Here is a 26,617-nt window from a genome sequence, read left to right as displayed (position 1 = left end):
TAAATGCTCGTCTACCTTAAACCAGAGTCCTCCCTCCCGCGGCTGTCCTCGGACACCATATTCGGGGCATTGATCTACGGTTTCAGCCAGCTCTACCCTGATGAGGTGGATGACATAGTTGATCTCTTTACCGAGGAACCGCCCTTCCTTATATCATCAAGCTTCCCCTACATTGAGGGGGATGAGAGGCTGCGCTTCTACCCGAGGCTTATAACGGAGCCGGGAAGCTATGACCCCATCAGCTTCAAGGAGTACAAGGGAGCCTCATATATACCTGAGGAAGTCTTCATCGAATGGACCTCCGGGGAAATATGTGAGGAGGACATAGTGAATTCTATGGATGATTACAGGGTTTACGGGGGCCTCCTGATTGATAGAACAGATTTAAAGTTCGGGGAGAAGGAATTTGAGGAGCCCCATAACGTTGTGAACAGGATTGAAAGAATGACCGAGGGAGTGTTCCATCTGAGGCGGGTCTTCTATGAGAACATGGGGAGATTCTTCCTTGTGAGGCTGAGGGATGCATCCTTCAGACCATACATTGAGGCGGCCCTGAGGTTCCTCTCTGACAGGGGCTTCGGCCCTGATGTGTCAACAGGGAAGGGAGCGTTCAGCTTCGAGGTTGACAGCAATCCCCTTGAGGATAATGCTGGTGAAAGGTTTGTAACGCTTTCCAGGCTTATCCCGGCACGGTCTGAACTTGAAGACATAACAAGGGGCGCCTGGTTTGAACTGGGATCAAAGAGGGGGAGAGGCCCTGATGGTGAGATAAGGAAGCAGGTCAGGTTCTTCAGGGAGGGTTCAACCTTCAGGGACACCGGCAGGGAGTACTACGGGACCATGGTCAGGTCGGGGAGATCCGCAGTGGAGTACGGTCTGGCATATAAATTTACACTTGGTGGTGGTTAATTGAAATGCACCCTTCAGGTTATAACACCGGTTCATGTTGGGAACGGGTTGAAGTACGGGCCCCAGGAGTTTTACACTGGAAGGACAAAGGATGGGAAAAAAATTTTTGGGAGGGTTGACGTCTCCCGGTTTTACTCAAACCTTGATGATGACTTGAGGGATAAGTTCATCCATAATCTATCAACACCCGACTTCAGACTGGACAGTATCAAGGAATTTAAAAGAACTGCAAGAAAGTCAGTGAGATACAGGGGGCTTCTTAAAACCGATGCCTCAGAGGTAAAAGAGGTTAGTGAACATATTAAAACCCTGGATGAACTCTATATCCCTGGTTCATCCATCAAGGGCTCCATAAGGACAGCCCTTCTCTATGAACACCTCAGCGGTGATGAACTCAAGGGTATCTCAGAGGCAGTTTCACAAGCACTTGAAAGTAAAAGAAAGAGGAACTGGAAGACTTTGAGGAAAAAACAAGAAGAAATAAAGGATATAATAGACAGTTTTTTTGCATCTGACAGAAGAGAAACCGCAAAGAAGGATGGGAGAGAAACCGCAAAGAAGGATGGGAGAGAAACCGCAAAGAAGAGCATAATGAGGTTCCTTGAGGTCACAGATACCACCACATTTAAATCACCCGCAATCTATCCCGTCAAGGTTCTGAAAGTGTCGGATAACAGTTATAAGAGATTCCGTTATGAGAACTTCCTAATTTACATGGAGTTCCTACCGAAGACAAAGAGAAAACTGGAATTTGAGATGAACTTCACCTATAATGGAAGGTATGATCGTATCGGGCTGGGGAATAAGCGCCGCCTGGTCACCCCTGAAACCATAAAAGAGTCACTGTACACCTTCAGCAGGGATTACATAGAACATGAAAGGAAGTTCGCATCAAGGTATGGTGTGGATTTCCTTGAGAAGATATACAGAAAGCTTGGGAAGCAGAACTCTCCTGATGCCCCCCTCATGAGGATAGGTCACGGAAGCGGGTTCCTTGCAACCACGATAGGCCTCAGATTCAAGGAGGATGATCCCATGACCTATGAATCCATAAGGAAATTTAAGAGGGGAAGAAGCTATCAAGATGAGTTTCCAAAGACAAGAAAGCTTATAGATGGGGAGATACCTCCTGGCTGGGTTAAGGTGATCTTCAATGAAGAGTAGGGTACTTTTCATGACCGTCGGGACAGGGACAGGTGACAGTAATGAAAGGGTGAGGAGCCTTGCCCATGGACTTCTCCAGTCAATATACCATAGAAGACCTGATAGAATAGTGTTCTTCGGGTCTGATAAAAGCAGGGAGACCCTGGATTACCTTCTGGAGGAGGCTAAGAGGGAGGAGAAGGATATACCTGAATACGAGTTCATTGAGGTACGTGAAGTTGACAGGGTCAACGAGTGGCTCGAGGTTTTTGAGGAGCAGATGAAGAAGTACAGGGATTACGATGTGGTGGTGGATTACACATCAGGGACCAAGACCATGACCTCGGCGGCCTTTGTCATGGCAATCCTTTACAGGAAAGAGGTTTCGGTGGTTTCAGGGTTCAGGGATAAAAACGGAACAGTTCAGAGGGGAACGGAGCAGGTTATAACCCAGAACATGTACCAGGTATACGATAAACTGAGCATAAGGCGCTTCAAGGATCTTTTCAACCTTGGCAGGTTTGAAACAGCCATAGATGTACTTGAGAATGATGTGGTTAATCATAATAGAAGGGACGCCTACCTGAACCTCACAAGGGCGTACCTCCACTGGGACCTATTTGAACATGAGAAGGCGTTAGATTACCTTAACAGTGAAGAGGTCAGGTCCCTGGATGAACTCGAGGATGTTATAAAGAGGAACAAGAGGATACTGGGGGAGATTGTCAGTTCAAGGACCGGGAAACGGAAATTCAAGTACAGGCCTTTCCTGCCTGACCTCCTTGCAAATTCCAGGAGAAGGGCTTCTGAGGGCAGGTATGATGATGCAGCGGCCCGGCTTTACCGTGCGCTTGAACTGATAGCACAGGTGATCATCGAGGAGAAATACGGTGATGAGACAGACAGCCTCTCACCTGATAAGTACAGTATGGGGACAAGGTCAACGCTCAAGCTCAATGCTAAGAGGCGTGTAGCCCTCAGGGATGCGTATAAGCTCCTTGCATGTGAGGATTATGACATTGGAAAGGCTTTCATTGAGGATAATAGGGTGATGGATCTTCTTACCGTTAGGAACTATTCCATACTGGCCCACGGCCTTGAACCTGTTAACAGGGATGATTATAAGAAGTTCTATGATAGGGTTCTTTACTATGCAAGGATCCTGGATAAAGATATAGATTCGAAGATAGAGGATGCCACATTCCCCCAGCTTTAATAATTTTTTAATTATCCAGTGAATTATGACAGGTGACCATATGGAGGACTATATGGGGCTCTGCGGCGCCCTCAGGAGCACCATCCTCAAGTATAGGATGGGTGGGGATGATAAGCTCCTGGTCCTTGAGGCGCTCCTCACACTTGACGGTGAGGATGGTGAACTCCTCCTGGAGGGGTTTCAGGAGGATCTGGAGTAATCGGGGGAGGTCCGGGATCGTGACATGGGGGGCGGGGTCTTTAACGGGTTAAATTGGAGGATCTGCGGAGGATCAGTTCCTGGAAGGTCCTGTGAGGATGAAATGATTTGAGGGGGGGTTTTTGTTCTTCATCATCAGGGTTTGGTCTGCATCACTGTGATGGTGCTGGCCCCTACACCATCCATGGGGATCTAAAGGGGAGGGATAATATGAAGGAATTGAGCGAGGCTCCTTTCAAGTGCAATTATCATGGTTGTGGGTGAGAAGGGCGGGCTCCTGGTCAACCTACCCGCGACGGATCCTCAGATGGTGTCTGGGTATGTCAAGTTCCCTGTGGATGTGCGACCTGCTGAAACGCATCGGTGAGTTAAAATCAGATCATCATTTAAGCCTAATTGAAGTTAAAGGGGGACACCCTTATGGCTGGATGGGTCATGTGTAAGGAGAAGGGGGGTGAGAATAATGGATGAGTTATCACTATTACTACTATCTTTGATCGTCGCAGCGATTCTGGTCCCAACGGTAGGGTTACCTGTTTTAATGCTCTTTTTAATGATAATACTCCTGAAGATGTATCCTTTCCTGACTTATATTCTGGTATTTATTGTTCTAATCTTAATTTTATGGTCTTATCTTGGGGGACGCCTATTATTTTTAATATTATTTATTCTATTTCTTTTATTCCTGGGCGCTTTTTGGGATGGCGGGTAGGAGATGTGGCAGAATCACAATGAGGGCGCGGCACTAATGCAGAGAAACTTTCGGCGCGAACAAATCTTTTTTTACTACCCATTTTTACCCACTTTCTTCAGAGCAAGCCCCATAAACATATAATATTTTAATTCATCTGCCACTTCTTACCTGTTCAGTTCTGAGTTTAGGATCAAGGGTTTAATATTTAACACTCGGTCATAAGCCCTTTTCCATGTACCTGAAACAGCAACTCATTTTATTTAGTACTTATCAAGAATATAAACTGGGGGGCGAAGCCATTCCTGCAGATTGTTACGGTAAGGTGTAATAAATGAAAGTTTTAATAGCTCCGTGGGGAAATCCTACACGTTGGAAGGAAGTAACATACAGTCTGGAAGGGAATAACCTAAAATCTAAAACTTCATTAGCACTCCTTCAGGAGACTGTAAATCCAGATAAAGTTATTATAATTGGCTTAGATACTCTTGCAGAGGGAGGTTTAGATTATTTAAGCGTAAAGGAAAATGCGAAGGAACCTATTAAATCTTCAGTTAACTTTAACCAAGATCTCAGTGTCCTAGTGGCTCCCGGCATCGGGGTTTTTAAAAACGGTGCTTTTATTGGGGAAGCTCTTGATTATTATTACTACATTTTAACCGCCATTTCATTAGAACTATTGGAACTTTTTGATGATTCAATAGAGATCCATCTTGACTTAACACATGGGCTGAACTATTCTACGGTACTTACCTATAAGGCTGTCAAGGATATATCAGAAGTATTTTCAGTTTTTGGGGATGTGAAGTTTAAAGCTTATAACGCGGATCCCTTTGGATCAACAGACAACCTCAAAATAAATATTATTGAGGACGTAAAGGTAGTTCCAAGACCCTTTACTGGGGTAATTAAAGGGGGGGTCTGGGCAAAGAGTCCTGGAACCACAAGTATTATCTCCAGAAGAGAGAAAAAACCTCTATAAAGAAGATTTGAAGTTTTTAAGAGAAATAGGTAAATCTGAGATTTCTGCTTTTCTTGGGGCCATGTATAATGGTTTACCTCTGGCTTTATTTAGGTTCTATCCGGACAGGGATAAACTGAAAACCTTGATTGATAATGTCATTGAAAACTTTGAGAAATATACATGTATAGAAAATGGCGATGGAAAACTTAATGTAAAGAGGAAGTTAAGATTTGGAAAGGATTTCGAAGCGTATCTGTTCAGCTATCTGACCTCAGTTTTGCTGAAAAAAAGGGAACTGATTTCTTCGCGGAAGAGTGAAGTAGAAATTAAGGAAATAAAGAAATTAGCCAATGATTTGTTCAAATTCGATGGAAGGTTTAAGAATAGAATTAGTAATGACATTTCTAGGATTGAAAGAGATACGGGGGAGGAAGATAATTTCGATTGGAAAACTTATAATGAATTTTATGGTGAATACGGTAAGCAAGCTGATCTAAGAAAACACGGTAAACAGCAACCTGATCTAAGAAATTTCCTAGCACATTCTGGATTTGAAAGGAACATGGTTCAACTTAAGAAATTTGAGGGCAAAGTGTACCTTAAATACGAGGACAGTATGATTAACACTATAAAGCGTTTCTGTGCGTTCAGTGATCAAAATTAAAGGTTTCATGGAGTCTGAGGATGTCTGTTGATTTCAAAATTATAGAAAAGAAGAATTATACAGTAGTTCATTTTGAACTGAAGGATAAAGTAACTCCTAATATCCTAAAAAACATGAATCCTCCAGGTTTAAGGTGCTCAAAGGGTGTGGTAATAAGTGGGTGTGGCCCAATATGGCTTCACTGCTATCTTGTCCATTATTATCATCCCACATCATTCATCGCTACCTATGACCCTCGTGTTGAGGGGGCAATAATTGTAGAGTCTCATAAAAAAGGTTATGAGACGGGGGATGTTATAAAGGTAGATTGTGATAATTTATAGAGTAAAATAATCTCTTAAGCACGTTCAATGATGATCCCCTGAAATTATTTCGTTATATGTGACTATAACGAACATCACTTTATTATCATGACCTCACCGCACCCGGTCTCACTGCGGTAGGATGCCCTCTGAATCTCTGTGTTACACAGTCTGAATTCATCAAGAACCCCACTCAGATACCTTGACCTCCTCCTTTTATGGACATTATTCACCGGGAATATTCTGACCTCCCCTCCAACCCTCAACATCTCCCTGATGGATTCAACGTGGAACATGTAGCTCAAACGATCTTCATAGAGGAAAAGGAGGTTTGATGAGAGCACAAGGTCGAATTCCCCGTCATCGAAGAGTAGGGCGGGCAGTTCACAGGCAACGTAACCATCAGGGTCTTCTGAAAAACAAAGAAACACCCTGAAATGCTACTGAAGGTTCACCGGCAACGTAACCATCAGGGTCTTTACGGTAGTCCCTGATGAACATCTCATGGACAATTTTCCTGTACTCTGAAAGACCCCTACCTATGAAAACAATGGGCTTCATACATCTAACATGTATTTTATTATATAAATTAATTCCTCTAAATGGCAGGATTTACATCAATCAATGTATATATGACCATTAAGATTGAGAGATTTTTCTAATTTTTTTGAAAACACTTCCAGAATTCCCGTTCTGATGGAATATTATAAATAAATGAATTCACATAATATACAGATGTGTAAAAAAAATGTAAAGGGGGGGGTGAAAAATGAAAAGATTTACACTGGCACTTTCGGTTTTACTGCTGCTACTTACAGTGGGAAGCGTCAGTGCTGCAGATTATGACGATCAAAATGACTCAGATTCTCTTATAACAGGTACGGTGACGTACTGTAACGATTCAGAGCCATTCGAAGGAGTCGTTATTGATGTTACCTCCACGGCAGGTGATAGAGTTGCATCAACTATAACAGGACCTGACGGCACCTACAGCGTATCCTTCAGCTCACCTGAGAGGACATTTATCGTCTCAGCAGTCGCACCGGGCCACGTTATACCCTCAAGGACAGTCACACTGGATGACTCCGGGAGGGCCACAGCTGATTTTAAACTGGGAACACTCAATCTAACAAAGGGTTCATGGGACATAGTAGGACTTGACCCACTTGGCTGCAGGTTAAGGTTAGCTGAGCTTTAAACGGGTTCATGGGACATAGTAGGACTTGACCGCAACGATGTGAATACCGGTCCGAACCAGTATCTCATACAGATCCGTGTGAGGAACGATGCCCTGACCACCGCAAACAATGTAACTGCAAACCTCACATTCACAACAGCCAACCCATACATTAACCTTGCACAGAATGAAACAGCAATCAAGTACCTTGGTGACATACCACCCGGGGTAACTGTGGACGTATTCTACCTTGTGGAGATAACAAGAACACCATTAGCCCATCTCACATCAAGGAATTATACCGTGACCGTAGGCGGAACCAACACAGGATCAGCAGACACCATAGATGGAATCCTCTACGTTGAAAGACTCAACTCACAGAACCGTAATGACGTGGTTTCAATAAGTGTAAGCAACCCAACACCGGCCATAGGGGATGTGATTGCAGTTACCGTTGTATCAACAACTGCATCAGCAACTATGACATCGTTAACCTTCCGCTCACAAATTACAACCCCTTAATACTCCAACCCATCAATGTCACAGTAACCTACGGGCCGAACACAAGCAACAATATACGTATTGATTCACCGGGACAGACCAACTTCGTCTCTGTATGGCTCTTCAATGTAACAGGGGCTGGTGTCACAAGGCTCTTTGGACTCATAACCGACAGAAGCGGTTCAAGCTACCATTACAAGTCAGACTATGGGGAGAACATTACAATAGTCGCTGTGGTTAAGTCTGACCTTGCAATAGCAAAATCCGTTAACAACACAGCACCGAACCTCGGCGATGAGGTTAAGTTCACCATAACAGCGGTTAACTACGGACCAAACAATGCCACAGGAGTATACGTGACAGATATTCTACCACCGGAACTCATATTCCAGTCAGCCACAGCATCAAAGGGCACCTACAACAGCACAACGGGAATCTGGTACATCGGCGACCTTGACTACTTTGAAACAGCAACCCTTAACATAACAGCCATCGTTAACTCAACAGGACTCATAGTTAACAATGCAAACATCACGGGTAACGTCTCAGACCCCAACATGGAGAATAACTATGCATCAGCAACCATCAATTCTCCACCGGCATCAGACCTCACCATTGACAAGACTGTGAACAATCCTATGCCCTACGTGGGTGAAACAATCCAGTACACAATCACGATAAGTAACAGGGGACCTGATAACGCAGCCAATGTCGTGGTGGAGGATGTTCTACCGGCAGGCCTTATACCAGTAAGTGCAACGCCATCAAAGGGCACATACCTGCTCGGTGTCTGGAACGTGGGTGAACTGAACTACCTTGAAATCGCAACCCTGACAATAATTGCAAGGGTTAACGCGACGGGTGTACTTGAGAACTTCGCCAACATCACATCACCGAACTTCGACCCCAACCCGGATAACAACAACGCAACATGTGAAGTTGAGGGTGTACCCTCAGCAGACCTCAGGATAGTCAAACACGTGGATAACAGAAGTCCCAATTATGGATCAAACGTGACCTTTACGGTCACCGTAACCAACCTTGGACCAAGCACGGCCACTGGCGTCACGGTCATAGATGTACTCTCAGAGGGCCTTGAATACATCAGCCACAGCCTCACCAGGGGTACCTATAACAGCACAACTGGAGTATGGACTATAGGAACACTGAACTACCTTGAAGCAGCAATACTTAACCTCACGGTCCTTGTTAACACTACAGAGGATGCCAATAACACGGTTTCAGTGACGGGTAATGAATATGACCCTGACAGGACAAACAACAACGCTGCATCAACCCTGAACGCTGTATCTGCAGATCTGAACATCCAGAAAAACCGTTGACAGGCCCGTTATAAATAACGGTGAGACCGCCACGTTCACCATCATAGTCCGAAATGCAGGTCCTGATACACCATCAAATGTCACTGTAACGGATCTCTTACCTGCAGGCCTATCACTGTTATCCTACACGGTCACACAGGGTTCATTTAACGACACAACTGGAGTGTGGACTGTTGGAGAACTACCCGCACTCTTCCAGGCAACCATGACGCTCCTTGTGAGGGCCACGCAGGCAGGCTTCCAGACAAACATCGTCAATGTTTCATCTGAACTACCTGACCCATTCCCTCAGGACAATGTGGATGCTGTAACTGTTACCGTGATGCCTTCAGCTGACGTTATGGTTACAAAGACAGCGAATAACACTTCACCATACTACCTTGAGGAGGTCACATTCTACATCATGGTGACAAACCTTGGACCGGATAATGCGACTGTTGTGAGGGTGGTTGACACTCTACCTTCAGGTCTGGTCTATCTGGCTCATCAGGCATCAGCAGGGGTCTATTTCCCTGAATTCAATGTATGGACAGTTCCTGTACTTTCACCGGGAGCATCAGAGACACTTAACCTGACGGTACTTGTAAATGCGACAGGTACCTTAGTAAACACAGTCTCAGTAACAAGTGCTGAATACGACCCTGACCTCACAAATAACTTCGCTTCAGAGGTTATGAATGGTGAGGAGATCGCTGATATCGCGGTGCAGAAGACGGTTCTCGTGACACCCATAAATAACGGGCAGACCACAAACTTCACGGTGACGGTAACAAACAACGGACCAAGCGGCGCAACTGGTGTGGTTGTAACCGACTTCTTACCAGCCGGACTCTTAATAGTGTCCTCCACGGTCACGCAGGGTTTATTTGATAGCTTAACCGGCGTCTGGGATGTTGGCAGCCTTGCAAATGGATCATCAGCTGTACTGACACTTGAGGTCCTTGCAAATGCCGTGGGTGTATTCATAAACTATGTGAATGCATCAGCATATCAGTATGACCCGATACTGTCAAACAACAATGCAACGGCTCTACTTACTGTGAACCCATCTGCGGACGTCGCGGTAACCAAGACGGTGAGCAACAGCACACCAAACTATGGTGACGTCATAGTATTCTACATCACGGTCACCAACAATGGACCTGACAATGCGACTGGCGTAACCTTAACAGAGTCTCCACCTGCTGGACTTGTGCACATCTCACATGTGGCATCACAGGGTGTATGCGACCCACTGGCATGCCTCTGGGTTGTAGGTTCACTGGCAAGCGGTTCATCCGCAACCCTGAACGTCACTTTACTTGTGAACGCTACAGGTGAATTTGTAAACAGGGTCCAGGTTGTGGCATCAGAGTTCGATCCGTACCCAGAGAACAACACAGCAAATGTAACGGCCAATGTTCCTCCGGCTGCTGATATTGTGGTTGAGAAGGTTGCTAATGTGACTTCAGCCAATTACAATGACACCGTCACTTTCACTGTGACTGTGAGGAACCTTGGACCTGACACTGCGATGAATGTTGTGGTGAGTGATGTCCTGCCGGTTGGTCTTGTCTATCAGGGTTACGTGGCTACTAAGGGTGTGTATGATTCTGTGACTGGTGTCTGGAACGTCGGTGACCTCTTGAATGGTGACGTGGCTGTGCTTAATATCACGGCTCTTGTGAATGCTTCCAACACTACACTGGTGAACAATGCGAGCGGCTCATCTGATGTGTATGATCCTGACCCTGAGAACAATAATTCAACGGCAACTGTTGATGTTGGTCCATGGGCTCAGCTTACCATCTCCAAGTCTGTTGACAGGCGTGCTGTGCGTGTTGGCCAGAACGTGAAGTTCACCATCACGGTGACCAACGAGGGACCCGACACTTCACTGAACACCACGGTAATTGAGAACCTATCAGGTTCATTCAGGTTCATCTCATCCAATGCAAGTATGGGTTCATTCAACCCATCAACGAAGCTATGGACAATAGGAGACCTCACAGCAGGTTCAACAGCCGTCCTTGAGATCGTTGTACAGGTCCTTGAAAGGGGAAGGTTCGTCAACATAGCTACGGTGAGTTCTGGATCAGGAGCTGATGAGAACAGTACCGAGGTTATCGTTGATGTCACAGAACCAGAACCGGAACCTCAGCCAGAACCAGGCAAGATTCCTATGCAGCCAACAGGTGTCCCTGTACTCATCCTCATAGCGGGATTCCTGCTTGCTGCTGCAGGATCAGTCATCAGCAGAAAATAAAAAAACAACTTTCCTTTTTTATATTTTTTTCCCTTGAATTGTGCTAGTTTTCTTCATGAATACCTTATGAGAGCTTACCCAAGTTAAGGCTCTGATACTGTAGCATGGCCGATAGTTTTCATGCGAAGTATTCTCAGTGAGATGGAATAATTGGGGGGGACCATGCAGGTTTTCTCTGTTTTCATGTGAGGTATATTCTTACTGAGGCATACAGGATGTAAATTATGAGGAGGGAGGCCCCCTCGGTCCTTCTAAGTTCCATGTCCGTCCACATGAAGTACATCAGAATCAGTGTCACGGCTATGAGCACAGGGGCGTCAAGGATAACTGAAAGGGGCTCTACGGGGATTTTAACGAAGAGGGAGGGTATTCCAATACCTATGAGTATGTTGAATATGTTACTGCCGAGGACGGTGCCGAGGGAAAGGCTGCACATGTGTTTCCGTGCGGAGTTAACTGCAACAACCAGCTCGGCAAGACTTGTACCAATTGCAAGGGCGAAAAGACCGATTATCATTTCGGGGACGCTGGCTATTTCTGCAATTTCAACCGCACTGTAAACAAGAACCCTGCACAGGATAACAAGCCCTATAAATCCTGTAATGGCATAGAGGACGGTTTTTGGTTTAATCTCACCCTCCACTTGGGGGTGGTTCAAGTAGTATCTCCTCTGCTTCTTTATGAGTATCCGGAGGTAGATGGCGTAGAGCAGAAGCAGCACGGCACCGGCCAGGAATCCAACCATCCCCATAATCATGAAAATAAGGAGTAGGATTATGCTCAGGAGGCCGAAGAGGCCGTCCCTTTTGATCTCATCCTGGTTTGTTGTCACGGCACACGACAGGGTGGTGGATATCCCGATTATCCCTGCTATGTTCCATATGTTTGACCCTATAACCACACCAACACCGAGGTCAGGGTTTCCTGTTAGAACGGCTATCATTGCAGATCCGAATTCAGGCAGTGAGGTGCCTGCAGCAGCCACCGTAACACCCAGCATGATCTGGGGTATCCTCAGGGCTCCTCCAATATCAACTATGCTGTCCACGAAGATGTCCGCTGATTTTATGACACCGAGAAGAGATGCGATGAAGAGAAATATGAGGATGATGACTGACATGTATAATCTGTTTACTCACCATCAACGATATATTTTTTCTGCTGCCAGCTTCCTGAAACAGCTTTCTATACCTCTGTGGATGTCCTTGTTATGAAAACAATTCTATATATATGGATCATGAGAAATAGACCCTTAAGTGGAATTTGGTGGGTAACACATGAAGAATCTTGCAAGGGAGATAGTCTCAAGGATAAATGAAATAGCCAGACCAGTGAAGATAATGCATGTCTGCGGTTCACATGAACACACCATAATGCAGCACGGCGTCAGGTCCCTCCTGCCGGAGGAGGTTGAGGTGGTCGCGGGTCCGGGCTGCCCTGTCTGCTGTGTACCTTCAAGGGAAATCGATGAATGCCTTAAACTCGCAGAACAGGGGGTCACCATAACAACCTTTGGTGACATGCTCAGGGTCCCCGGCTCGAAGGGTTCACTTGCAGATGCAAGGGCCGATGGGGCGGATGTAAGGATAGTCTACGGTGTCAGCAACGCCGTTGAAATAGCAAGGAAACTCGATAATGAGGTGGTCTTCATGGCAGCCGGCTTTGAAACAACAGCACCCACAACGGCATCCGAGATACTCTCAGGGCCCCCTGAGAACTTCTCGGTCCTCTCATGCCACAGGCTGATACCACCAGCCCTCAGGTTCCTTATAGAGTCTGGTGAGGTGAACCTGAACGCCCTCATAGAACCGGGACACGTATCAACCATTATAGGCATGAAGCCATATGAGCCCTTCTCAAGGGACTACGGGATACCCCAGGTCATAGCAGGCTTCAACCCCTTGGATATCCTCATGGCGGTCTACATGATACTCCGCCAGATCAACAGGGGGGAAGCCAGGGTTGAGAATGAGTATAAGAGGGCTGTCAGACCGGAGGGTAACCTGAAGGCCCAGGAGGTAATGGATGAGGTCTTCTATATCACCGAGAGGGAGTGGAGGGGATTCCCGACCATACCCGACTCTGTATATGAGATAAGGGATGAGTTCTCCCAGTACAATGCAAGGGAGAAATTCGATATAGAAGTTGACGAGGTTGTTGACACACCTTCAGGGTGTATCTGCGGAGCAGTCCTCCGCGGTGTTGCAAGGCCAGAGGACTGCACACTCTTCAGGGACCCCTGCACCCCCACCAACCCTGTAGGCGCATGCATGGTTTCAAGGGAGGGGACCTGTAACATAGCCTACCGTTACAGTTCCCTCTGAGGTGCGTCAGGTTGAAGGCCGTTGCAGTGGACATCGATGGCACGATAACGGATACCGCCAGGAAGCTCTGCCCGGAAGCATTAAAGGCCATAAGGATGCTTGAATCCAGAGGTATACCGGTGATACTCGCCACAGGGAACATCCTCTGCTATGCAAGGGCGGCCTCAGTACTTATAGGCACCAGCGGAGGCATCGTGGCGGAGAACGGTGGAGTCATATACGCTGATGAGGAGGTAAGGGTCCTCGGGAACATCCAGAAGGCGCTGGATGCATATGGGCACCTAAGGCGCTTATACCCTGTCAGGAAGGTTCAGTTCTCTGAACTGAGGGTTTCTGAGGTCGCCCTCACCCGTGAAGTGCCTGAGGAGGCTATAAAGGAGGCCCTCAGGGACTTTGACGTCGAGGTCTATGATACAGGGTTTGCCATACACCTCACCGACCCTGCCGTCAGCAAGGGGTCCGGCCTTGAGATGGTGGCAGCTTCAATGGGGCTGGATGCCTCCAGGATAATGGCCATCGGTGACAGTGAAAATGACATTGAATTCCTTGAAGCGGCAGGGTTAAAGGTGGCTGTTGCAAACGCGGACCCTGAGCTCAGGGAGGTGGCTGATTACGTGACAGCTGCACCCTACGGGGATGGTGTGGCGGAGGCCATCCATAAATTTATACTTAAGGGGTGATCTGATGTTCGAAATCGGAGAAAAGACTCTTAGATTAGCTTTAAGGGATGCTGAAATGGCTGAGGTCTACATTGAAAGGGAGGACGCGGTTGAACTGCAGGTGCAGCGTGAAAGAATAGACTTTGCAAAGACAGAGACCATCACGGGTATCGGCGTGAGGGTCATAAGGGATGGGAGGATGGGCTTCGCATACACCTCGGACCCCTCCGGTGTGGATGAAACGGTAAGAAGGGCCATCGATAACCTCGGCATAGGAGACCCCGATGAAAACTTCGGCATCTCAGAACCATCAGATTACCCCTCGGTTAAGGGGGTCTTTGACGGCTCATTCAGGGACCTTCAGGTTGATGACTACGTGGATGTGGCGCGGAGACTTGTGGACAGGGTCCTTGAGGATGGCTGCGCCCCCACAAGCGGGGGGTTCTCAGCGTCACTGCTTGAAACATTCATCGTGAACTCGGAGGGTGTTGAAGCATCATCCAGGTCAACGGGCTTCTCAGCCCACATATCCGTGAATGCAGAGAAGGGCGGTGTGAAGACAACGGCCTATGAATCTGATTCATCATGCAAATTTGACCTTGACCCTGAATGGATAGCCGGGAGGGCCTGCAGGATAGCATGGAACTCACTGGGGGGTGAAGCCATTGAAACAGGGGACATGCAGGCCGTTCTTGATTACCATGCAGCAGCAGGCTTACTCGGGACCTTTGCAGAGTCCTTCAGCGCAGAAAACGTGCAGAGGGGAAGATCCATCCTTGCAGATAAACTTGGATCCAGGATAACATCATCGGGACTCACGGTGTATGATGACGGCACCCTCCAGGGGGGTCTTCGATCAGGACCCTTTGATGGTGAAGGGACGGCCTCCCAGCGAACTGTGCTTGTAGATGAGGGTGTTCTTGCCGGTTACATCCATAACATCTACACCGCGTCCCGTGCATCAGCAGAGAGCACTGGTAACGGCCTCAGGGATTACTCTGACATACCCGGGGTATCGCTTACAAACTTCATCCTTGACTTTGATGATGCTGAACCCCTTGAGGATTGCGGGGGGATATTCGTAACCGATGTCCTGGGGGCCCACACGGCAAACCCCATATCCGGTGACTTCTCTGTGGAGGCAAACAATGCCTTCCTACTGGATGGAGGGGAATACAGGCCGGTTAAGAAGGCCATGATATCTGGGAACATCTTCAGTCTAATGGAGGGGGTCTCATGCATTGAAATGGAGGAGAGGCAGATAGGCCCCTTCATACTGAAACCATTACTTGTTGAGGGTGTGCGCGTGACCGGTTGAGGTGGATTAACCTGTTCCCGTCACTGATTTACGGTCAGCTGCAGGTCTGGTTGAGTGAAATGTCTGTTAGGAGGGTGCTCGGTCACTACTTTGCGGTGAGGGATAACCTTAAGGAGGCAAGGTTCCTTGTTGCAGCAAGGACACCTGCATCATTCAATCCAGATTCGGGTCTTGAAGAGCTCTGGCTTGAACATGAGAGGATAGCCCGCGGGGGGAGGTGCGATGATAACTGCACAAGGTCATTCCTCGACCTTAAAATTGAGATAGCCCGACGAATTTTCAGTAAATGCTCCCTGTGCCCATGGATGTGTGGCGTTGACCGTTCGGTGGGCAGGGGGCACTGTGGTGTTGGAGACCCCCACGTGGCATCCGAGTTCCTCCACCATGGTGAGGAGGAGCCCCTGGTGCCAAGCCACACCATATTCTTCGCCGGATGCACCATGGACTGCGTCTTCTGTCAGAACTGGGACATATCATGGGACCCATCAGCCGGGAGATACATACCGGAGGATGAACTCGCATCAGTCATAGAGGAGAGAAGGCGTGATGGATCAGCTAACGTCAACTTCGTTGGCGGAGACCCCACCCCCGCCATCCCTTACATACTCAGGGTCCTCTCGAGGGTATCGGTCAATGTCCCGGTGGTATGGAACAGTAACATGTACATGTCAGGGGATGCCCTGGGGCTCATCCTGGGGGTGGCTGACCTCTACCTTACCGACTTCAAGTTCGGTAACAGTGACTGTGCAGAGAGGCTTGCAGGGGTCAGGGACTACTTTGAGGTTGTCTCAGGGAATCACCTCATGGTATCATCGGAGGATATGATAATAAGGCACCTTGTACTCCCCGGGCACCTTGAATGCTGCACAAAGCCCATACTCTCATGGATAGCAGAGAACCTAGGGGAGGAGACGGTTATAAATATCATGGCCCAGTACCGGCCCCTCTACCGTGCAGCTGAACACCCTGATATTTACCGTTACCCGTCAATGGCTGAGATAAGGGAGGCCCGGAGATGGGCGCTGAAGCTTGGCTTTGAGAACATTCTATGATGTTTCAGTGTGTATGGAGGTTTCTCTGTGAAGATTGTAATCACCGGCAGACATGGTAGCGGGAAGAGCACGCTGGTTTGGAGGATAAGGAGTTACCTTGAGGAGACCGATAGATCCACAGGGGGTATCATAACACCTGAAATCAGGGAGGGATCCTCCCGGAGGGGATTTGAGATTGTGGATATTAAATCAGGGAGGAGGGCTGTTCTTGCAGCATTAGATATCAGGGGGCCCCGCGTTGGAAGGTATGGTGTCAGTGTGGAGGCGGTTGATGAAGTGGCTGTACCCGCACTGAGGAGGGCCATGGAGGAGGATGAATACGTTATCATTGATGAGATAGCCCCAATGGAACTTAAGAGTGAGGAGTTCAGGGGGCTGGTTGATGAGCTCTTCTCATCAGGGGTTAATGTCATCGCAGCCGTCCACAGGGGCCTCGTTCAAAGTATAAAAAAGAGGGGGGACATAAAGTTATTTGTAATAAACCCTGAAAACCGTGATGATATTTACAGGGAGATAATCGATTTACTCGGGTGATGCTCATGGAATGCTCTGATTATGGACTTACAAGGACCCTTGAAAGGGATAATCTCAACCTGAACCCGCTTCAGCGTGGCGGTGTCCTGCCAGCCGCGGCAAGGAAGGCGCTGTATGAGTTTGGTGATGGTTACAGTGTCTGCGATTACTGTGAGGGCCGCCTGGACCAGATCCCAAGGCCGCATGTTAACAGCTTCCTTGATGACCTTGCAGATTTCATAAAGGCGGATGCGGTCAGGACGGTCCACGGTGCCAGGGAGGGAAAATTTGCAGTCATGCACGCCCTCTGTGAGGAGGGGGACACAATCGTGGTTGATGGCAACGCCCACTACACCACCCACCTGGCTGCTGAGAGGAACGGCCTTGAAATTGTGGAGGTGCCGTCAACCGGGCACCCTGATTATGAGATAAAACCTGAAACCTACAGGGAGGTTCTTGAGGAGACCCTTGAGGAGACTGAGGTTAAACTGGCTGTACTCACCCATGTTGATGGGAACTACGGCAACCTCACCGATGCAGCTGCTATTGCGGGTATATGCAGGGAACTGGGGGTCCCCCTGCTCCTGAACTGCGCCTACTCCATGGGCCGCATGCCGGTGGAGCTTAAAACCCTGAAGGTGGACTTTGTTGTTGGCAGCGGACATAAGAGCATGGCGGCCTCCGGGCCCATAGGGGTCCTGGGGATGGGTGCTGAATGGGAGGATCTTCTCCTTAAGAGGTCCCCAAGGCATGAGAAGAAGGAGGTTGAGCTCCTTGGCTGCACCAGCAGGGGGGCGCCCCTCGCAACCCTCATGGCATCCCTCCCCTATGTACGGGAGAGGGTTTCACGATGGGATGAGGAGGTTGAGAGGACAAGGTACCTGGTGTCTGAACTTGAGAAGATGGATGGTGTGAGGCAGATAGGTTTAAGGCCCAAGGAGCATGACCTTGTCAGGTTCGAAACCCCTGTATTCCATGAGATAGCATCTTCACATCCAAGGAGGGGCTTCTTCCTTTACGAGGAACTTAAAAAGAGGAGGATAGTCGGTATAAGGAGGGGTCAGACCAGGTGGTTCAAGTGCAGTGTATACGGGATGACTGACCGGCAGGTCCAGTACATCATAGACTCATTCAGGGAGATCGTTGAGGAAAACAGGGACTGACTGCCGACGCACCTGAAAAGGGAGGGGTTACAGGACCACTGGGAACTGCACTTCCCTTGTCTTTTCATGGTAGATCTCCCTTGGAGCACCTATAACATCAAGTTCATTCTCTTCAACGTAATTTACAAGTTCTTCATATGCACTCTCCCTGTCCTTGGAGTACTCTGTTGAGATAACGGTGTGGCCGGGTACCGTCACGATCTTCACCCTTCCGTCACCTGTGGCTTCTCCCTTCACAGGGAACCCAACATCGTATCTTCCTTCATCCTTCAGGGATGCTGTGTAGAATATTACGGTGGGATCACCGTCCACAGCGAGTTTCTCTGACTCTATGAACTCTGAGACTTCCTCCAGGAGTCCTTCTGCTTCAACAAGCTTACCTGTGAATGTTATGAGTGCAAGTTTTTCATCATCAATCCTTTTTTTGCTTATCATATCCATCACCATCATCATCCTACAACCATTATAGGGGTCTCCGCTGATCTGAGGACCTTCCTGGTAACGCTCCCGGATATTATCCTGTCAAGGCCATGCTTTCCGGAGCTCCCCATCACGACAAGATCAACCTCCTCGTCCTCCATGACTTCGAGGATGACCTCTGCAGGGTTACCCTCAAGTATACGGGTCTCCAGGCTGCAGCCCACCATGTGGCCTTCCCTCTGCATGGACTTAAATTTATCCATGAGGGTTTTCACAGCATTCTCTGCCTGATTCCTCAGTATCTCCTCGAGCCTTGCATTAACGTTATCTTCAAGTAATTTACGGTAGGATGTGTCAACAACACTTATACCGAGTATCTCTGCATTGCTGTACCCTGCAAGGGTGAAGGCATGGTCTGTTGCCTTTTCAGCGTCCCTGGAGCCGTCGGTGGGTATCATTATCTTCCGGTACACCGCTATACACCTTCACTTTCAAGTATTATTGAGTCGTCCGCCGAGTTCTGCAGGGCCACGCTGAATCCTGGCTCCGCCCCTATTACTATGGTTTCCTTACCGTTCTCCTTTGCTATGTTTATGAGGGGGAGGAAATCCGCGTTTCTTGTCATAAGGGCAACCACATCAATGTTGGGGTTGTGTATCAGTTCAAAGGCCTCCACGGCGAGCTGCACATCAACGTCACCTGCAACTATCATGGGGGAGAACCCCTGGTTTACAACTGCCTCTATCAGTTTGTCTGAGGCGTACTGGTTCAGGAGGACCTTACCTATCTTCAGGTTTCCCCTGTCAACTAGGAGGTTCTTCACCACGTCAAGGTCTGAGCAGAATTCCTTTCTGAGCATGTTCGGGCCGTCCACTAGGAGCCCGAGGTTTTTCATGTCCTTTATACTGTTATGGATTATCACGTATTCTCCGAGTTCATCATGAATCTTCATTTTTTTTCCTCACTTAGATTAGATTTACTTTTAATACCTTTATGTATCTAAAAGTTTATATACTTAAGTCTGTCCAGGGGTTCTTTATGGGCTGACGGTACATTCTGGCGGTACCGTGTTTGAGAACCGGCTGTTATCTTCCATGGCAGGGGGGATATCTGATAAAATTCAGGTCCCTGCGTCCCTATACCTTTTCCCTGCTCCCGGGTCTGAGTGCTGCTTCAAGAAAGAGTTCAAGGTCATCCCAGAACCTGTCCATGGGGATGTTCCTGGCCTTAAGCACCATCTTTGATGGGAGGTCAAGGTTAAGTGCATTTATGGTCAGTGTATGGATGTATATTGATAGCGCCACAGGGTCCAGGTCACTGCGGATGCTCCCATCCTGCATTCCCTCCATTATGGCCTCCACCATGATCCTCCACATCCCTGTCCTGAGGTCCACGATCTCCCTTGCATCGGGGCTTTCACTGAGCTCAAACCTTTCTGTACCGCTGTAACAGTAGATTCGGAAGTAGTCAGGGTGTTCCTTTGAGAAGTCGTAGAGTGCCTTGGTCATGGCCCTGACCTTACCGTATCCGTCGGTGTCGAGCCTTAAACAGTCCCTGTACATGTCGTGGAGTATCCTGACACCGTAGAGGTTCACTGCAAAGAAGAGGGCCTCCTTGTTTTTAAAGTAGTAGTAGAGGAGGGCCTTGTTGACTTCTGCCTCCCTGGCTATCTCGTCCATGGTAACCCTGTCGTATCCCTTTGCAAAGAAGACCTTCTCTGCAGCCTTTATGATTTCCTTTCGCCTTTCTTTTCTTTCACGTTCTCTCCTGGAATTGGTGGACATGCCCGGATTTCACCTCTATGCTGCTGTTCTATGGTATATTCTAATTCTTTTAAAACACTTATTGCATCGAAAACCTTATATAGGATTAACTCCAAGTTAAACTTTAACCATTAGTTAAAATTTAACTGGTGGTTAAATAGGAGGTATTTCTATGGTCAACAAAAGGGAGGTACCAGAGGAATGGCCCCACATAGTTGGAGATTACGAGGTTGGCGACTCAGAAAGCCCGGTTGCAGTTGTAACCCTCGGGTCCCATATGGGTGATTCACCTGTAAAGGCAGGAGCAGCCATTGCAGGACCACTACACACCGAAAACCTTGGCATAGAAAAGGTTGTCGGGAATGTTGTTGCAAATCCAAACCTCAGGTTCCTAGTCGTGTGCGGTGCTGAGGTCCAGGGCCACATAACAGGTCAGAGTATAAAGGCGCTCCATGCCAACGGTGTTGACCCTGAAAGCGGAAGGATAATCAATGCAACCGGCGCCATCCCCTACATAGAGAACATGCCTGATGAGGCAATAGAGAGGTTCCGCCAGCAGGTGGAACTTGTTGACATGGTGGATGTTGAGGACATGGATGCTATCAGCTCAGAAATAAAGGAATGTGTAATCAAGGATTCCGGGGCCATGGAAGAAGAAACCCTGATACTGAAAATCAAGGAAGATGATAAGGATAAAAAGGTGGAGCAGAACACCTAGACCTATTTTTATGGGGTCCGGCCGAATCACTGGTCGGCCTCTTCCTCCTTTAATTGGCCTGATGTCTTATTTTTAACCGTCATGGAATCATAACCAGAACATGATACTGCCTTATAAATCTGATTTTTTACGCCGGGACTGGGATTTGAACCCAGGAGGAGCAAAGCTCCACAAGATTTCCAGTCTTGCGCCTTACCTGGCTAGGCTATCCCGGCACAGGGGAGCATGTTAAACAGTTCAGAAAAAGTTTTAAACGCCGGGACTGGGATTTGAACCCAGGCGGAGAGAATCTCCACGGGATCTCAAGTCCCGCGCCTTACCTGGCTAGGCTATCCCGGCACTCTCGGATAAAAGAGATTGATAAACAGTATCTTATATACTTTTTGGTTTTTTTTGGGGTAATTTAGTTATAGGGGGTTTAACCCCAGTTAACTTTTGAGTTCAATTTCAATACTGACATTGTCAGGCACATTCACCTTCATAACCTGGCGCATGGCCCTCTCATCAGCCTCTATACCCACAAGCCTCTTGTGGATCCTCATCTCCCATTTTTCCCATGTTGCGGTTCCCTCACCATCAGGTGACTTCCTTGTCGGGACCACAAGCCTCTTTGTTGGGAGCGGTATCGGGCCTGACATGTCAACGCCTGTCCTCTCAGCGATCTTCCTCAGCTGGTCGCAGACGTATGCCAGTTTTTCAGGGTCTGTCCCTGTGAGTTTAATCCTTGCTTTGTGCATTTAAATCCTCCTAATAAAAAATGGGAAGGGGGTTTATTTTGCTGGCACAAGGTCTATACACATTCCAGCAGCCACTGTCTGGCCCATGTCCCTTATGGCGAACCTTCCCATGTGTGGGATGTCCTTTATCTTTTCGATTACAAGTGGCTTGGTTGGTTTGACCTTCACGACAGCAGCGTTACCTGTTTTGAGGAAGTCAGGGTTTTCCTCTTCCACCTGACCGGTTGCAGGGTTCATCTTCTGCACCAGTTCAAGGAAGGTACATGCAACCTGTGCTGTGTGGCAGTGGAATACAGGTGTGTAACCCACGGTTATAACACCTGGATGCTGGAGGACGACTATCTGTGCTGTGAACTCCTTGGCAACCTTTGGTGGGTTGTCGAGGTGTCCTGCAACGTCTCCCCTTCTTATGTCGTTTTTACCTACACCCCTGACGTTGAAACCTATGTTGTCACCGGGTTCGGCCTGGTCGATCATCTCGTGGTGCATTTCAATGGATTTAACTTCTCCACTGACACCTGCAGGCTCGAATATAACGTTTTCACCCTTCTTGAGGACACCTGTTTCAACACGTCCCACAGGAACAGTACCCACACCTGTGATGGAGTACACGTCCTGGATCGGGATCCTCAGTGGGAGGTCCACTGGTTTTTCAGGTGCTTCAAGGTCGTCAAGTGCTTCAACGAGTGTTTTGCCCTTGTACCATGGGGTGTTTTCACTCTTGCTTGTTATGTTGTCTCCTTCGAAGGCTGAGAGTGGTATGAATTCAACTTCACTTGGCTTGTAACCCACTGTCTTGATGAGTGCTGAGACTTCATCCTTGAGTGCGTTGAATTTTTCTTCATCGTAGTTAACAAGGTCCATCTTGTTGATGGCGACTATGAGCTGGTTTATACCGAGGGTCCTTGAGAGGAAGACGTGTTCCTTTGTCTGTGGCATTACACCGTCATCAACTGCAACAACCAGTACTGCTGCGTCTGCCTGGGATGCACCTGTTATCATGTTCTTAACGAAGTCACGGTGTCCTGGGCAGTCCACAATTGTGAACTCGTACTTGTCTGTTTCAAACTTGGCGTGTGCAAGGTCGATTGTAACTCCCCTTTCCCTTTCCTCGGAGAGCCTGTCCATAACAAACCTGAACTTGTCTTCACCGTCAGCTAACTGCTGTTCGGCGATTGCTCCGGCCTGCAGGAGCAGGTGTCCCACTAATGTGGTTTTACCGTGGTCTACGTGTCCAATAAACGCCAGGTTCATGTGTTCTTTTTCTTTAGCCATTAATATACCTCCATTTTGTATGTGATTAGCCTGATTTCAGTCCAGCACAATGGGTGCTGTTTGTCTAAGGTAATCTCCTATATTGTTTTTAATTATATAAGTTTAATGGGAGGGTTAACCCAGGTAGTGATCTGCCTTGTATGGCTCTGGGCTGAGACCCTTCCTTGTCCTCACTTCTCTTATGATTGTGTGCTGGAGTTCGTTTGGCAGTTTCTCAAATCCAGCGTTCTCTGTTGACCATAGGCATCTTCCTTCTGTGGCTGATCGGATGTCGCCTGCGAATCCGAACATCTCTGCAACAGGCACCGTTGATTCCACCGTTACCATGTCACCCTCCTGGGTCATGTTAACGATCTGTCCACGCCTGTTCTGTATTTCACGTGTCGCGCTTCCCATGTAGTCCTGAGGAACGTTGATGAACACCTTCTGTATTGGCTCGAGTATGGTGGGCTCTGCAGACATCATGGCACCGAAGATACCCTTCCTTATGGCGGGCAGCACCTGTGCCGGACCCCTGTGGACAGCGTCCTCGTGTATCTTGGCGTCCATGAGCTTTATCTTAACACCCATGACCTTTTCCTTTGCGATTGGACCGTTGTCCATGGCGCTCTCAAACCCGTCCATGAGGAGTTCCTTGATCTCGTCAAGGTACTGGATACCACGGGTCATGTTGATGAAGAGGGTTTTCTCATATACATCCCAGACCCTTCTGGCCTCCTCCTTATCCATACCCGCCTCTATAAAGGTCTTGGCCATCTCTTTACCTTTAACACGGCCTTCCTTTATTTTACCTTCCTGTATGGCCTTCATAACAGATTCTTCAACGGGTTCGATTTCTATGTAGAAGCGGTTGTGCTTGTTGGGTGATTTACCCTCAACAGGACCTGCGGTGCCTGAGACAGTCTCCCTGTAGACAACGATTGGCTCTGAGGTTTCTATCTCAACACCCTTCTCATTTATCCTGTAGGCTATGATCTCCAGGTGCAGTTCACCCATACCTGATATGAGGTGTTCGCCTGTCTCCTCATTGATCTCAACCCTGACGGTGGGGTCCTCCTTACCCACCTGTCTAAGCACCTCTATGAGTTTTGGCAGGTCCTTGGTGTTCTTGGCTTCAACCGCAACTGTAACAACGGGTTCTGAGATGTGTTCAAGACCCTCGAAGGCTTTTATCTTCCTTCCGACGTCGCAGATGGTCTCCCCTGCAACGGCATTCTTTGCACCTGTTATTGCAACGATGTTACCTGCAGGGACCTTATCCGTGTTAACCCTTTCAGGCCCCATGTAGACTCCGACCTGCTGTACACGTGCCTTGCTGTGTGAACCCACAAGGAAGACTTCGCTTCCCTTCTCTATGGCACCACCGTAGACACGGCCTGTTGCAACTTCCCCTGCGTGCTTGTCAATACTTACGTCTGTCACCATCACTGCAAGGGGGCCATCAGGGTCTGTTTTGAGCATGGCCTGACCTTCCTCACTTTCAAGGTCACCGGACCATATGATGGGCACCCTGTAGGCCTGGGACTCTGCAGGGCTTGGGAGGTGCTCAACGACCATTCCAAGGATGACCTGGTGCAGCGGGACCTTCTGGGCCAGTTCTTTCTGGTTATCCTCCTTACAGTACTTGTAGATGTCATTGAAGTTTATACCGGTTTCCTGCATTATTGGAACGTTTATAGCCCAGTTGTGGTATGCGGAACCGAATGCAACACTTCCGTCCTCAACACGCACCTGCCATTTCTCCCTGAATTCCTCAGGGGCCATGTTCTTGATGAGTTTGTTAGCGTTTGCAATTATCTTTATGAACCTCTCCTGGAGTTCATTGGCATCCAGTTTAAGTTCATTTATAAGCCTGTCCACCTTGTTTATGAAGAGGACCGGTCTTACGTTTTCCTTGAGGGCCTGTCTCAGCACGGTTTCTGTCTGGGGCATTATACCCTCAACTGCACATACAACAACTACTGCTCCATCCACGGCCCTCATTGCCCTTGTAACGTCTCCTCCAAAGTCAACGTGACCTGGAGTGTCTATAAGGTTTATTAGGTACTCATTTCCCTCGTAGGAGTGGACCATTGATACGTTTGCAGCGTCAATGGTTATACCCCTTGCCTGTTCCTGTTCATCGAAGTCAAGGAAACGCTGATCCCCTGCCAGTTCAGCTGAGATCATCCCTGCACCAGCCAGGAGGTTGTCTGAGAGTGTTGTTTTCCCATGGTCAATGTGGGCCACTATACCGATGTTACGGATATAGTCCGGCTGGTACATGAGCTCCTTAATCTTGCTAATCATTTTTGCACGTCTGCTCACTAAAACCACCTGTAAGTTTAATGTGCGGATCTGGCTATCCTTTCTTTCTCTTCCTTCTTCTGGATTGCGAAGCTCCTTGTATCGTAGTCTGCAGCCAGCATGATTTCATTTGCAAGGCATTCCTCTATGGATTTCTTGTTCTTGAATGCTGCCTGCATGGCGCCCTTGGTTATGAATCCAAGGGATAGGTCCACCCTTCTCTGGGGGGATATGTCCACTGCAACCTGGTACCCTATACCACCGTACTTGATCCTTGTTGTCTCCTCCCTGGGGGATGTGTTTTCAACGGCCTTCACAAGGATCTGAACAGGGTTCTCCTTTGTCCTCCGGTTTATTATTTCGAAGGCCTCCTGGACTATCTTGTAGGCCTTGTTCTTTTTACCTGAATTTCTCTCGGTCCTCATAACCTTGTTTATGAGTCTCTCGACGATTGAGACCTTTGACTTTGCAAACTGTCTCTTCACGTGCCTTCCCATGGTGTGGGGGACGAGGATATCATCAAGGCATATGTACTTGGCGAGGCCCATGTCTTCGACCTTCACCTCGTTAAGTTCCCATCTGTCAAAAACTAAACTCATAGGGATTACCTCACTGGTTTTTCTATTTTTCCTTTAACCATTTCCTGGAGGGACACGTTGTTAACCTTCGTAACCTTCCATCGAACACCAGGGATGTCGCCCATGGACCTCCCTGATGGTCCTCCTATTCCTTCAACAACGACCTCGTCGTGTTCATCGATAAAACCAATGGCGCCGTCTCCAGGTGCGAAGGCCGTGATCTGCTTCCCGTTCTTTATGAGCTGAACCCTCACACACTTCCTTATGGCTGAGTTGGGCTGTTTTGCCTCTATACCCACCTTTTCTATTACGATGCCCCTTGCCTGAGGTGCTCCTTCAAGGGGGTCTGTCTTCACGTCAAGGCGCAGTGATCTTCTCTTGTAATGTGTGTCCTTCCATCTAAAATTCTGTCTTTTACTCTTGAGCTTTTTTGCTGCGAAAAGTCCTGGCAAATGAAA

The 26,617-nt window shown here is 48.1% G+C and carries 29 protein-coding genes, 2 tRNA genes and 1 pseudogene; 18 read left to right on the top strand and 14 right to left on the bottom strand.

The genetic code is table 11. The features are described 5' to 3' along the window. Window positions 1–3 precede the first annotated feature (3 nt). From csm4 to crn3, 7 genes are all read left to right on the top strand, one after another. Window positions 4–909: a type III-A CRISPR-associated RAMP protein Csm4 gene (gene csm4, locus N5910_RS07430; protein WP_191216139.1), complete on the top strand. Its 906-nt coding sequence runs from the start codon at window positions 4–6 to the stop codon at window positions 907–909. Next, entirely contained in the window at window positions 910–2,073 is a 1,164-nt protein-coding gene (gene csm5, locus N5910_RS07425) for a type III-A CRISPR-associated RAMP protein Csm5 (RefSeq protein ID WP_074359358.1), read from the top strand. Beyond that, the gene (locus N5910_RS07420; RefSeq protein ID WP_074359357.1) at window positions 2,063–3,268 is read left to right on the top strand and encodes a TIGR02710 family CRISPR-associated CARF protein; all 1,206 of its coding nucleotides are present in this window, start codon (window positions 2,063–2,065) and stop codon (window positions 3,266–3,268) included. The genes csm5 and N5910_RS07420 overlap by 11 nt, the downstream gene beginning before the upstream one ends. A gap of 40 nt (window positions 3,269–3,308) precedes the next feature. Continuing rightward, window positions 3,309–3,467: a hypothetical protein gene (locus N5910_RS07415; protein ID WP_191216137.1), complete on the top strand. Its 159-nt coding sequence runs from the start codon at window positions 3,309–3,311 to the stop codon at window positions 3,465–3,467. A gap of 1,024 nt (window positions 3,468–4,491) precedes the next feature. After that, complete coding sequence (gene csx1 / locus N5910_RS07410; RefSeq protein ID WP_261599490.1) at window positions 4,492–5,139, top strand: CRISPR-associated CARF protein Csx1; 648 nt, start codon at window positions 4,492–4,494, stop codon at window positions 5,137–5,139. A 7-nt stretch (window positions 5,140–5,146) separates the two neighbouring features. After that, on the top strand, window positions 5,147–5,785 hold the full coding sequence (locus tag N5910_RS07405) for a TM1812 family CRISPR-associated protein (protein WP_261599489.1): 639 nt from the start codon (window positions 5,147–5,149) through the stop codon (window positions 5,783–5,785). A 20-nt stretch (window positions 5,786–5,805) separates the two neighbouring features. Continuing rightward, the gene (gene crn3 / locus N5910_RS07400; RefSeq protein ID WP_261599488.1) at window positions 5,806–6,108 is read left to right on the top strand and encodes a CRISPR-associated ring nuclease Crn3/Csx3; all 303 of its coding nucleotides are present in this window, start codon (window positions 5,806–5,808) and stop codon (window positions 6,106–6,108) included. 74 nt (window positions 6,109–6,182) lie between these two features. Here the strand turns inward: crn3 and N5910_RS07395 are convergent, their stop codons facing one another. Continuing rightward, the gene (locus N5910_RS07395; protein ID WP_261599487.1) at window positions 6,183–6,518 is read right to left on the bottom strand and encodes a class I SAM-dependent methyltransferase; all 336 of its coding nucleotides are present in this window, start codon (window positions 6,516–6,518) and stop codon (window positions 6,183–6,185) included. After that, complete coding sequence (locus N5910_RS07390) at window positions 6,490–6,648, bottom strand: hypothetical protein (RefSeq protein WP_191216136.1); 159 nt, start codon at window positions 6,646–6,648, stop codon at window positions 6,490–6,492. The genes N5910_RS07395 and N5910_RS07390 overlap by 29 nt, the downstream gene beginning before the upstream one ends. A gap of 208 nt (window positions 6,649–6,856) precedes the next feature. On the opposite strand from N5910_RS07390, the gene N5910_RS07385 reads away from it, so the two are divergent. The 4 genes from N5910_RS07385 (at window position 6,857) to N5910_RS07370 (ending at window position 11,353) form a co-directional block, all read left to right on the top strand. Continuing rightward, window positions 6,857–7,285 carry a carboxypeptidase-like regulatory domain-containing protein gene (locus tag N5910_RS07385; protein ID WP_261599486.1) on the top strand — a complete coding sequence of 143 codons (429 nt, stop codon included), beginning with the start codon at window positions 6,857–6,859 and terminating at the stop codon, window positions 7,283–7,285. Between the two features lie 39 nt (window positions 7,286–7,324). Next, entirely contained in the window at window positions 7,325–7,786 is a 462-nt protein-coding gene (locus N5910_RS07380; protein ID WP_261599485.1) for a hypothetical protein, read from the top strand. A gap of 212 nt (window positions 7,787–7,998) precedes the next feature. Further along, window positions 7,999–9,108 carry a DUF11 domain-containing protein gene (locus N5910_RS07375; RefSeq protein WP_261599484.1) on the top strand — a complete coding sequence of 370 codons (1,110 nt, stop codon included), beginning with the start codon at window positions 7,999–8,001 and terminating at the stop codon, window positions 9,106–9,108. A gap of 10 nt (window positions 9,109–9,118) precedes the next feature. Further along, window positions 9,119–11,353, top strand: a complete 2,235-nt coding sequence (locus N5910_RS07370; RefSeq protein ID WP_315901953.1) for a DUF11 domain-containing protein — start codon at window positions 9,119–9,121, stop codon at window positions 11,351–11,353. A gap of 181 nt (window positions 11,354–11,534) precedes the next feature. On the opposite strand, the gene N5910_RS07365 is transcribed toward N5910_RS07370, so the two are convergent. Next, on the bottom strand, window positions 11,535–12,473 hold the full coding sequence (locus N5910_RS07365; RefSeq protein ID WP_074359352.1) for a calcium/sodium antiporter: 939 nt from the start codon (window positions 12,471–12,473) through the stop codon (window positions 11,535–11,537). Between the two features lie 157 nt (window positions 12,474–12,630). Here N5910_RS07365 and hypD point away from each other — a divergent pair, with 157 nt between their 5' ends. The 6 genes from hypD to pscS are packed head-to-tail and all read left to right on the top strand — an operon-like array spanning window position 12,631 to window position 18,382. Continuing rightward, complete coding sequence (hypD, locus tag N5910_RS07360; protein ID WP_191216135.1) at window positions 12,631–13,677, top strand: hydrogenase formation protein HypD; 1,047 nt, start codon at window positions 12,631–12,633, stop codon at window positions 13,675–13,677. 11 nt (window positions 13,678–13,688) lie between these two features. After that, a complete protein-coding gene (locus N5910_RS07355) occupies window positions 13,689–14,357 on the top strand; it encodes a phosphoglycolate phosphatase (RefSeq protein ID WP_084531262.1) in 669 nt (222 codons plus the stop codon). Window positions 14,358–14,361: 4 nt separating this feature from the next. Further along, entirely contained in the window at window positions 14,362–15,654 is a 1,293-nt protein-coding gene (locus N5910_RS07350) for a TldD/PmbA family protein (RefSeq protein WP_084531260.1), read from the top strand. A 59-nt stretch (window positions 15,655–15,713) separates the two neighbouring features. After that, complete coding sequence (locus tag N5910_RS07345) at window positions 15,714–16,706, top strand: radical SAM protein (RefSeq protein WP_261599483.1); 993 nt, start codon at window positions 15,714–15,716, stop codon at window positions 16,704–16,706. A 27-nt stretch (window positions 16,707–16,733) separates the two neighbouring features. Continuing rightward, a complete protein-coding gene (locus tag N5910_RS07340) occupies window positions 16,734–17,240 on the top strand; it encodes an NTPase (RefSeq protein ID WP_261599482.1) in 507 nt (168 codons plus the stop codon). 5 nt (window positions 17,241–17,245) lie between these two features. Continuing rightward, on the top strand, window positions 17,246–18,382 hold the full coding sequence (gene pscS / locus N5910_RS07335; RefSeq protein WP_191216131.1) for an O-phospho-L-seryl-tRNA:Cys-tRNA synthase: 1,137 nt from the start codon (window positions 17,246–17,248) through the stop codon (window positions 18,380–18,382). A 27-nt stretch (window positions 18,383–18,409) separates the two neighbouring features. Here pscS and N5910_RS07330 read toward each other — a convergent pair whose 3' ends face one another. The 4 genes from N5910_RS07330 to N5910_RS07315 all read right to left on the bottom strand — a co-directional run bounded on the left by N5910_RS07330 (window position 18,410) and on the right by N5910_RS07315 (window position 20,586). Then, window positions 18,410–18,817 carry a transcriptional regulator gene (locus N5910_RS07330; RefSeq protein ID WP_261599481.1) on the bottom strand — a complete coding sequence of 136 codons (408 nt, stop codon included), beginning with the start codon at window positions 18,815–18,817 and terminating at the stop codon, window positions 18,410–18,412. Between the two features lie 14 nt (window positions 18,818–18,831). Continuing rightward, a complete protein-coding gene (locus N5910_RS07325) occupies window positions 18,832–19,275 on the bottom strand; it encodes a universal stress protein (RefSeq protein ID WP_074359346.1) in 444 nt (147 codons plus the stop codon). A gap of 2 nt (window positions 19,276–19,277) precedes the next feature. After that, complete coding sequence (locus tag N5910_RS07320) at window positions 19,278–19,754, bottom strand: TIGR00288 family NYN domain-containing protein (RefSeq protein WP_074359345.1); 477 nt, start codon at window positions 19,752–19,754, stop codon at window positions 19,278–19,280. 184 nt (window positions 19,755–19,938) lie between these two features. After that, window positions 19,939–20,586, bottom strand: coding sequence for a TetR/AcrR family transcriptional regulator (locus tag N5910_RS07315; RefSeq protein ID WP_191216130.1), 648 nt, complete (start codon window positions 20,584–20,586; stop codon window positions 19,939–19,941). 151 nt (window positions 20,587–20,737) lie between these two features. Between N5910_RS07315 and mtrA the strand changes: the two are divergent. Then, window positions 20,738–21,274 (top strand): annotated as a pseudogene (mtrA, locus tag N5910_RS07310) (tetrahydromethanopterin S-methyltransferase subunit A); the annotation flags it as partial. Window positions 21,275–21,413: 139 nt separating this feature from the next. On the opposite strand, the gene N5910_RS07305 reads toward mtrA, so the two are convergent. The 7 genes from N5910_RS07305 to N5910_RS07275 all read right to left on the bottom strand — a co-directional run bounded on the left by N5910_RS07305 (window position 21,414) and on the right by N5910_RS07275 (window position 26,611). Beyond that, a tRNA-Ser gene (locus tag N5910_RS07305) sits at window positions 21,414–21,498 on the bottom strand. Window positions 21,499–21,537: 39 nt separating this feature from the next. Continuing rightward, window positions 21,538–21,622 (bottom strand) — tRNA-Ser (locus N5910_RS07300). A gap of 89 nt (window positions 21,623–21,711) precedes the next feature. Beyond that, on the bottom strand, window positions 21,712–22,020 hold the full coding sequence (gene rpsJ, locus N5910_RS07295) for a 30S ribosomal protein S10 (protein WP_074359342.1): 309 nt from the start codon (window positions 22,018–22,020) through the stop codon (window positions 21,712–21,714). A 33-nt stretch (window positions 22,021–22,053) separates the two neighbouring features. Further along, a complete protein-coding gene (gene tuf / locus N5910_RS07290) occupies window positions 22,054–23,295 on the bottom strand; it encodes a translation elongation factor EF-1 subunit alpha (protein ID WP_074359341.1) in 1,242 nt (413 codons plus the stop codon). Between the two features lie 114 nt (window positions 23,296–23,409). Beyond that, complete coding sequence (locus N5910_RS07285) at window positions 23,410–25,602, bottom strand: elongation factor EF-2 (RefSeq protein ID WP_261599480.1); 2,193 nt, start codon at window positions 25,600–25,602, stop codon at window positions 23,410–23,412. A gap of 17 nt (window positions 25,603–25,619) precedes the next feature. Then, complete coding sequence (gene rpsG, locus N5910_RS07280) at window positions 25,620–26,180, bottom strand: 30S ribosomal protein S7 (protein ID WP_191216128.1); 561 nt, start codon at window positions 26,178–26,180, stop codon at window positions 25,620–25,622. Between the two features lie 5 nt (window positions 26,181–26,185). Next, window positions 26,186–26,611, bottom strand: a complete 426-nt coding sequence (locus N5910_RS07275) for a 30S ribosomal protein S12 (protein ID WP_191216127.1) — start codon at window positions 26,609–26,611, stop codon at window positions 26,186–26,188. Between the last annotated feature and the right edge of the window lie 6 nt (window positions 26,612–26,617).

The organism is Methanothermobacter wolfeii, from assembly GCF_025397995.1.
GTDB lineage: Archaea > Methanobacteriota > Methanobacteria > Methanobacteriales > Methanothermobacteraceae > Methanothermobacter > Methanothermobacter wolfei.
Note: the sequence above shows the minus strand (reverse complement) of the source record. Positions and strands in the feature narration are given on the sequence as shown.

What these genes read in the sequence shown, in the direction of transcription:
- csm4 (WP_191216139.1), top strand. Translation starts at nt 4, where the DNA reads ATGCTCGTCTACCTTAAACCAGAGTCCTCCCTCCCGCGGCTGTCCTCG.
- N5910_RS07420 (WP_074359357.1), top strand. Translation starts at nt 2,063, where the DNA reads ATGAAGAGTAGGGTACTTTTCATGACCGTCGGGACAGGGACAGGTGAC.
- N5910_RS07415 (WP_191216137.1), top strand. Translation starts at nt 3,309, where the DNA reads ATGGAGGACTATATGGGGCTCTGCGGCGCCCTCAGGAGCACCATCCTC.
- csx1 (WP_261599490.1), top strand. Translation starts at nt 4,492, where the DNA reads ATGAAAGTTTTAATAGCTCCGTGGGGAAATCCTACACGTTGGAAGGAA.
- crn3 (WP_261599488.1), top strand. Translation starts at nt 5,806, where the DNA reads ATGTCTGTTGATTTCAAAATTATAGAAAAGAAGAATTATACAGTAGTT.
- N5910_RS07390 (WP_191216136.1), bottom strand. Translation starts at nt 6,648, where the DNA reads ATGAAGCCCATTGTTTTCATAGGTAGGGGTCTTTCAGAGTACAGGAAA.
- N5910_RS07385 (WP_261599486.1), top strand. Translation starts at nt 6,857, where the DNA reads ATGAAAAGATTTACACTGGCACTTTCGGTTTTACTGCTGCTACTTACA.
- N5910_RS07365 (WP_074359352.1), bottom strand. Translation starts at nt 12,473, where the DNA reads ATGTCAGTCATCATCCTCATATTTCTCTTCATCGCATCTCTTCTCGGT.
- hypD (WP_191216135.1), top strand. Translation starts at nt 12,631, where the DNA reads ATGAAGAATCTTGCAAGGGAGATAGTCTCAAGGATAAATGAAATAGCC.
- N5910_RS07350 (WP_084531260.1), top strand. Translation starts at nt 14,362, where the DNA reads ATGTTCGAAATCGGAGAAAAGACTCTTAGATTAGCTTTAAGGGATGCT.
- N5910_RS07345 (WP_261599483.1), top strand. Translation starts at nt 15,714, where the DNA reads ATGTCTGTTAGGAGGGTGCTCGGTCACTACTTTGCGGTGAGGGATAAC.
- pscS (WP_191216131.1), top strand. Translation starts at nt 17,246, where the DNA reads ATGGAATGCTCTGATTATGGACTTACAAGGACCCTTGAAAGGGATAAT.
- N5910_RS07330 (WP_261599481.1), bottom strand. Translation starts at nt 18,817, where the DNA reads ATGATAAGCAAAAAAAGGATTGATGATGAAAAACTTGCACTCATAACA.
- N5910_RS07320 (WP_074359345.1), bottom strand. Translation starts at nt 19,754, where the DNA reads ATGAAGATTCATGATGAACTCGGAGAATACGTGATAATCCATAACAGT.
- N5910_RS07315 (WP_191216130.1), bottom strand. Translation starts at nt 20,586, where the DNA reads ATGTCCACCAATTCCAGGAGAGAACGTGAAAGAAAAGAAAGGCGAAAG.
- rpsJ (WP_074359342.1), bottom strand. Translation starts at nt 22,020, where the DNA reads ATGCACAAAGCAAGGATTAAACTCACAGGGACAGACCCTGAAAAACTG.
- tuf (WP_074359341.1), bottom strand. Translation starts at nt 23,295, where the DNA reads ATGGCTAAAGAAAAAGAACACATGAACCTGGCGTTTATTGGACACGTA.
- rpsG (WP_191216128.1), bottom strand. Translation starts at nt 26,180, where the DNA reads ATGAGTTTAGTTTTTGACAGATGGGAACTTAACGAGGTGAAGGTCGAA.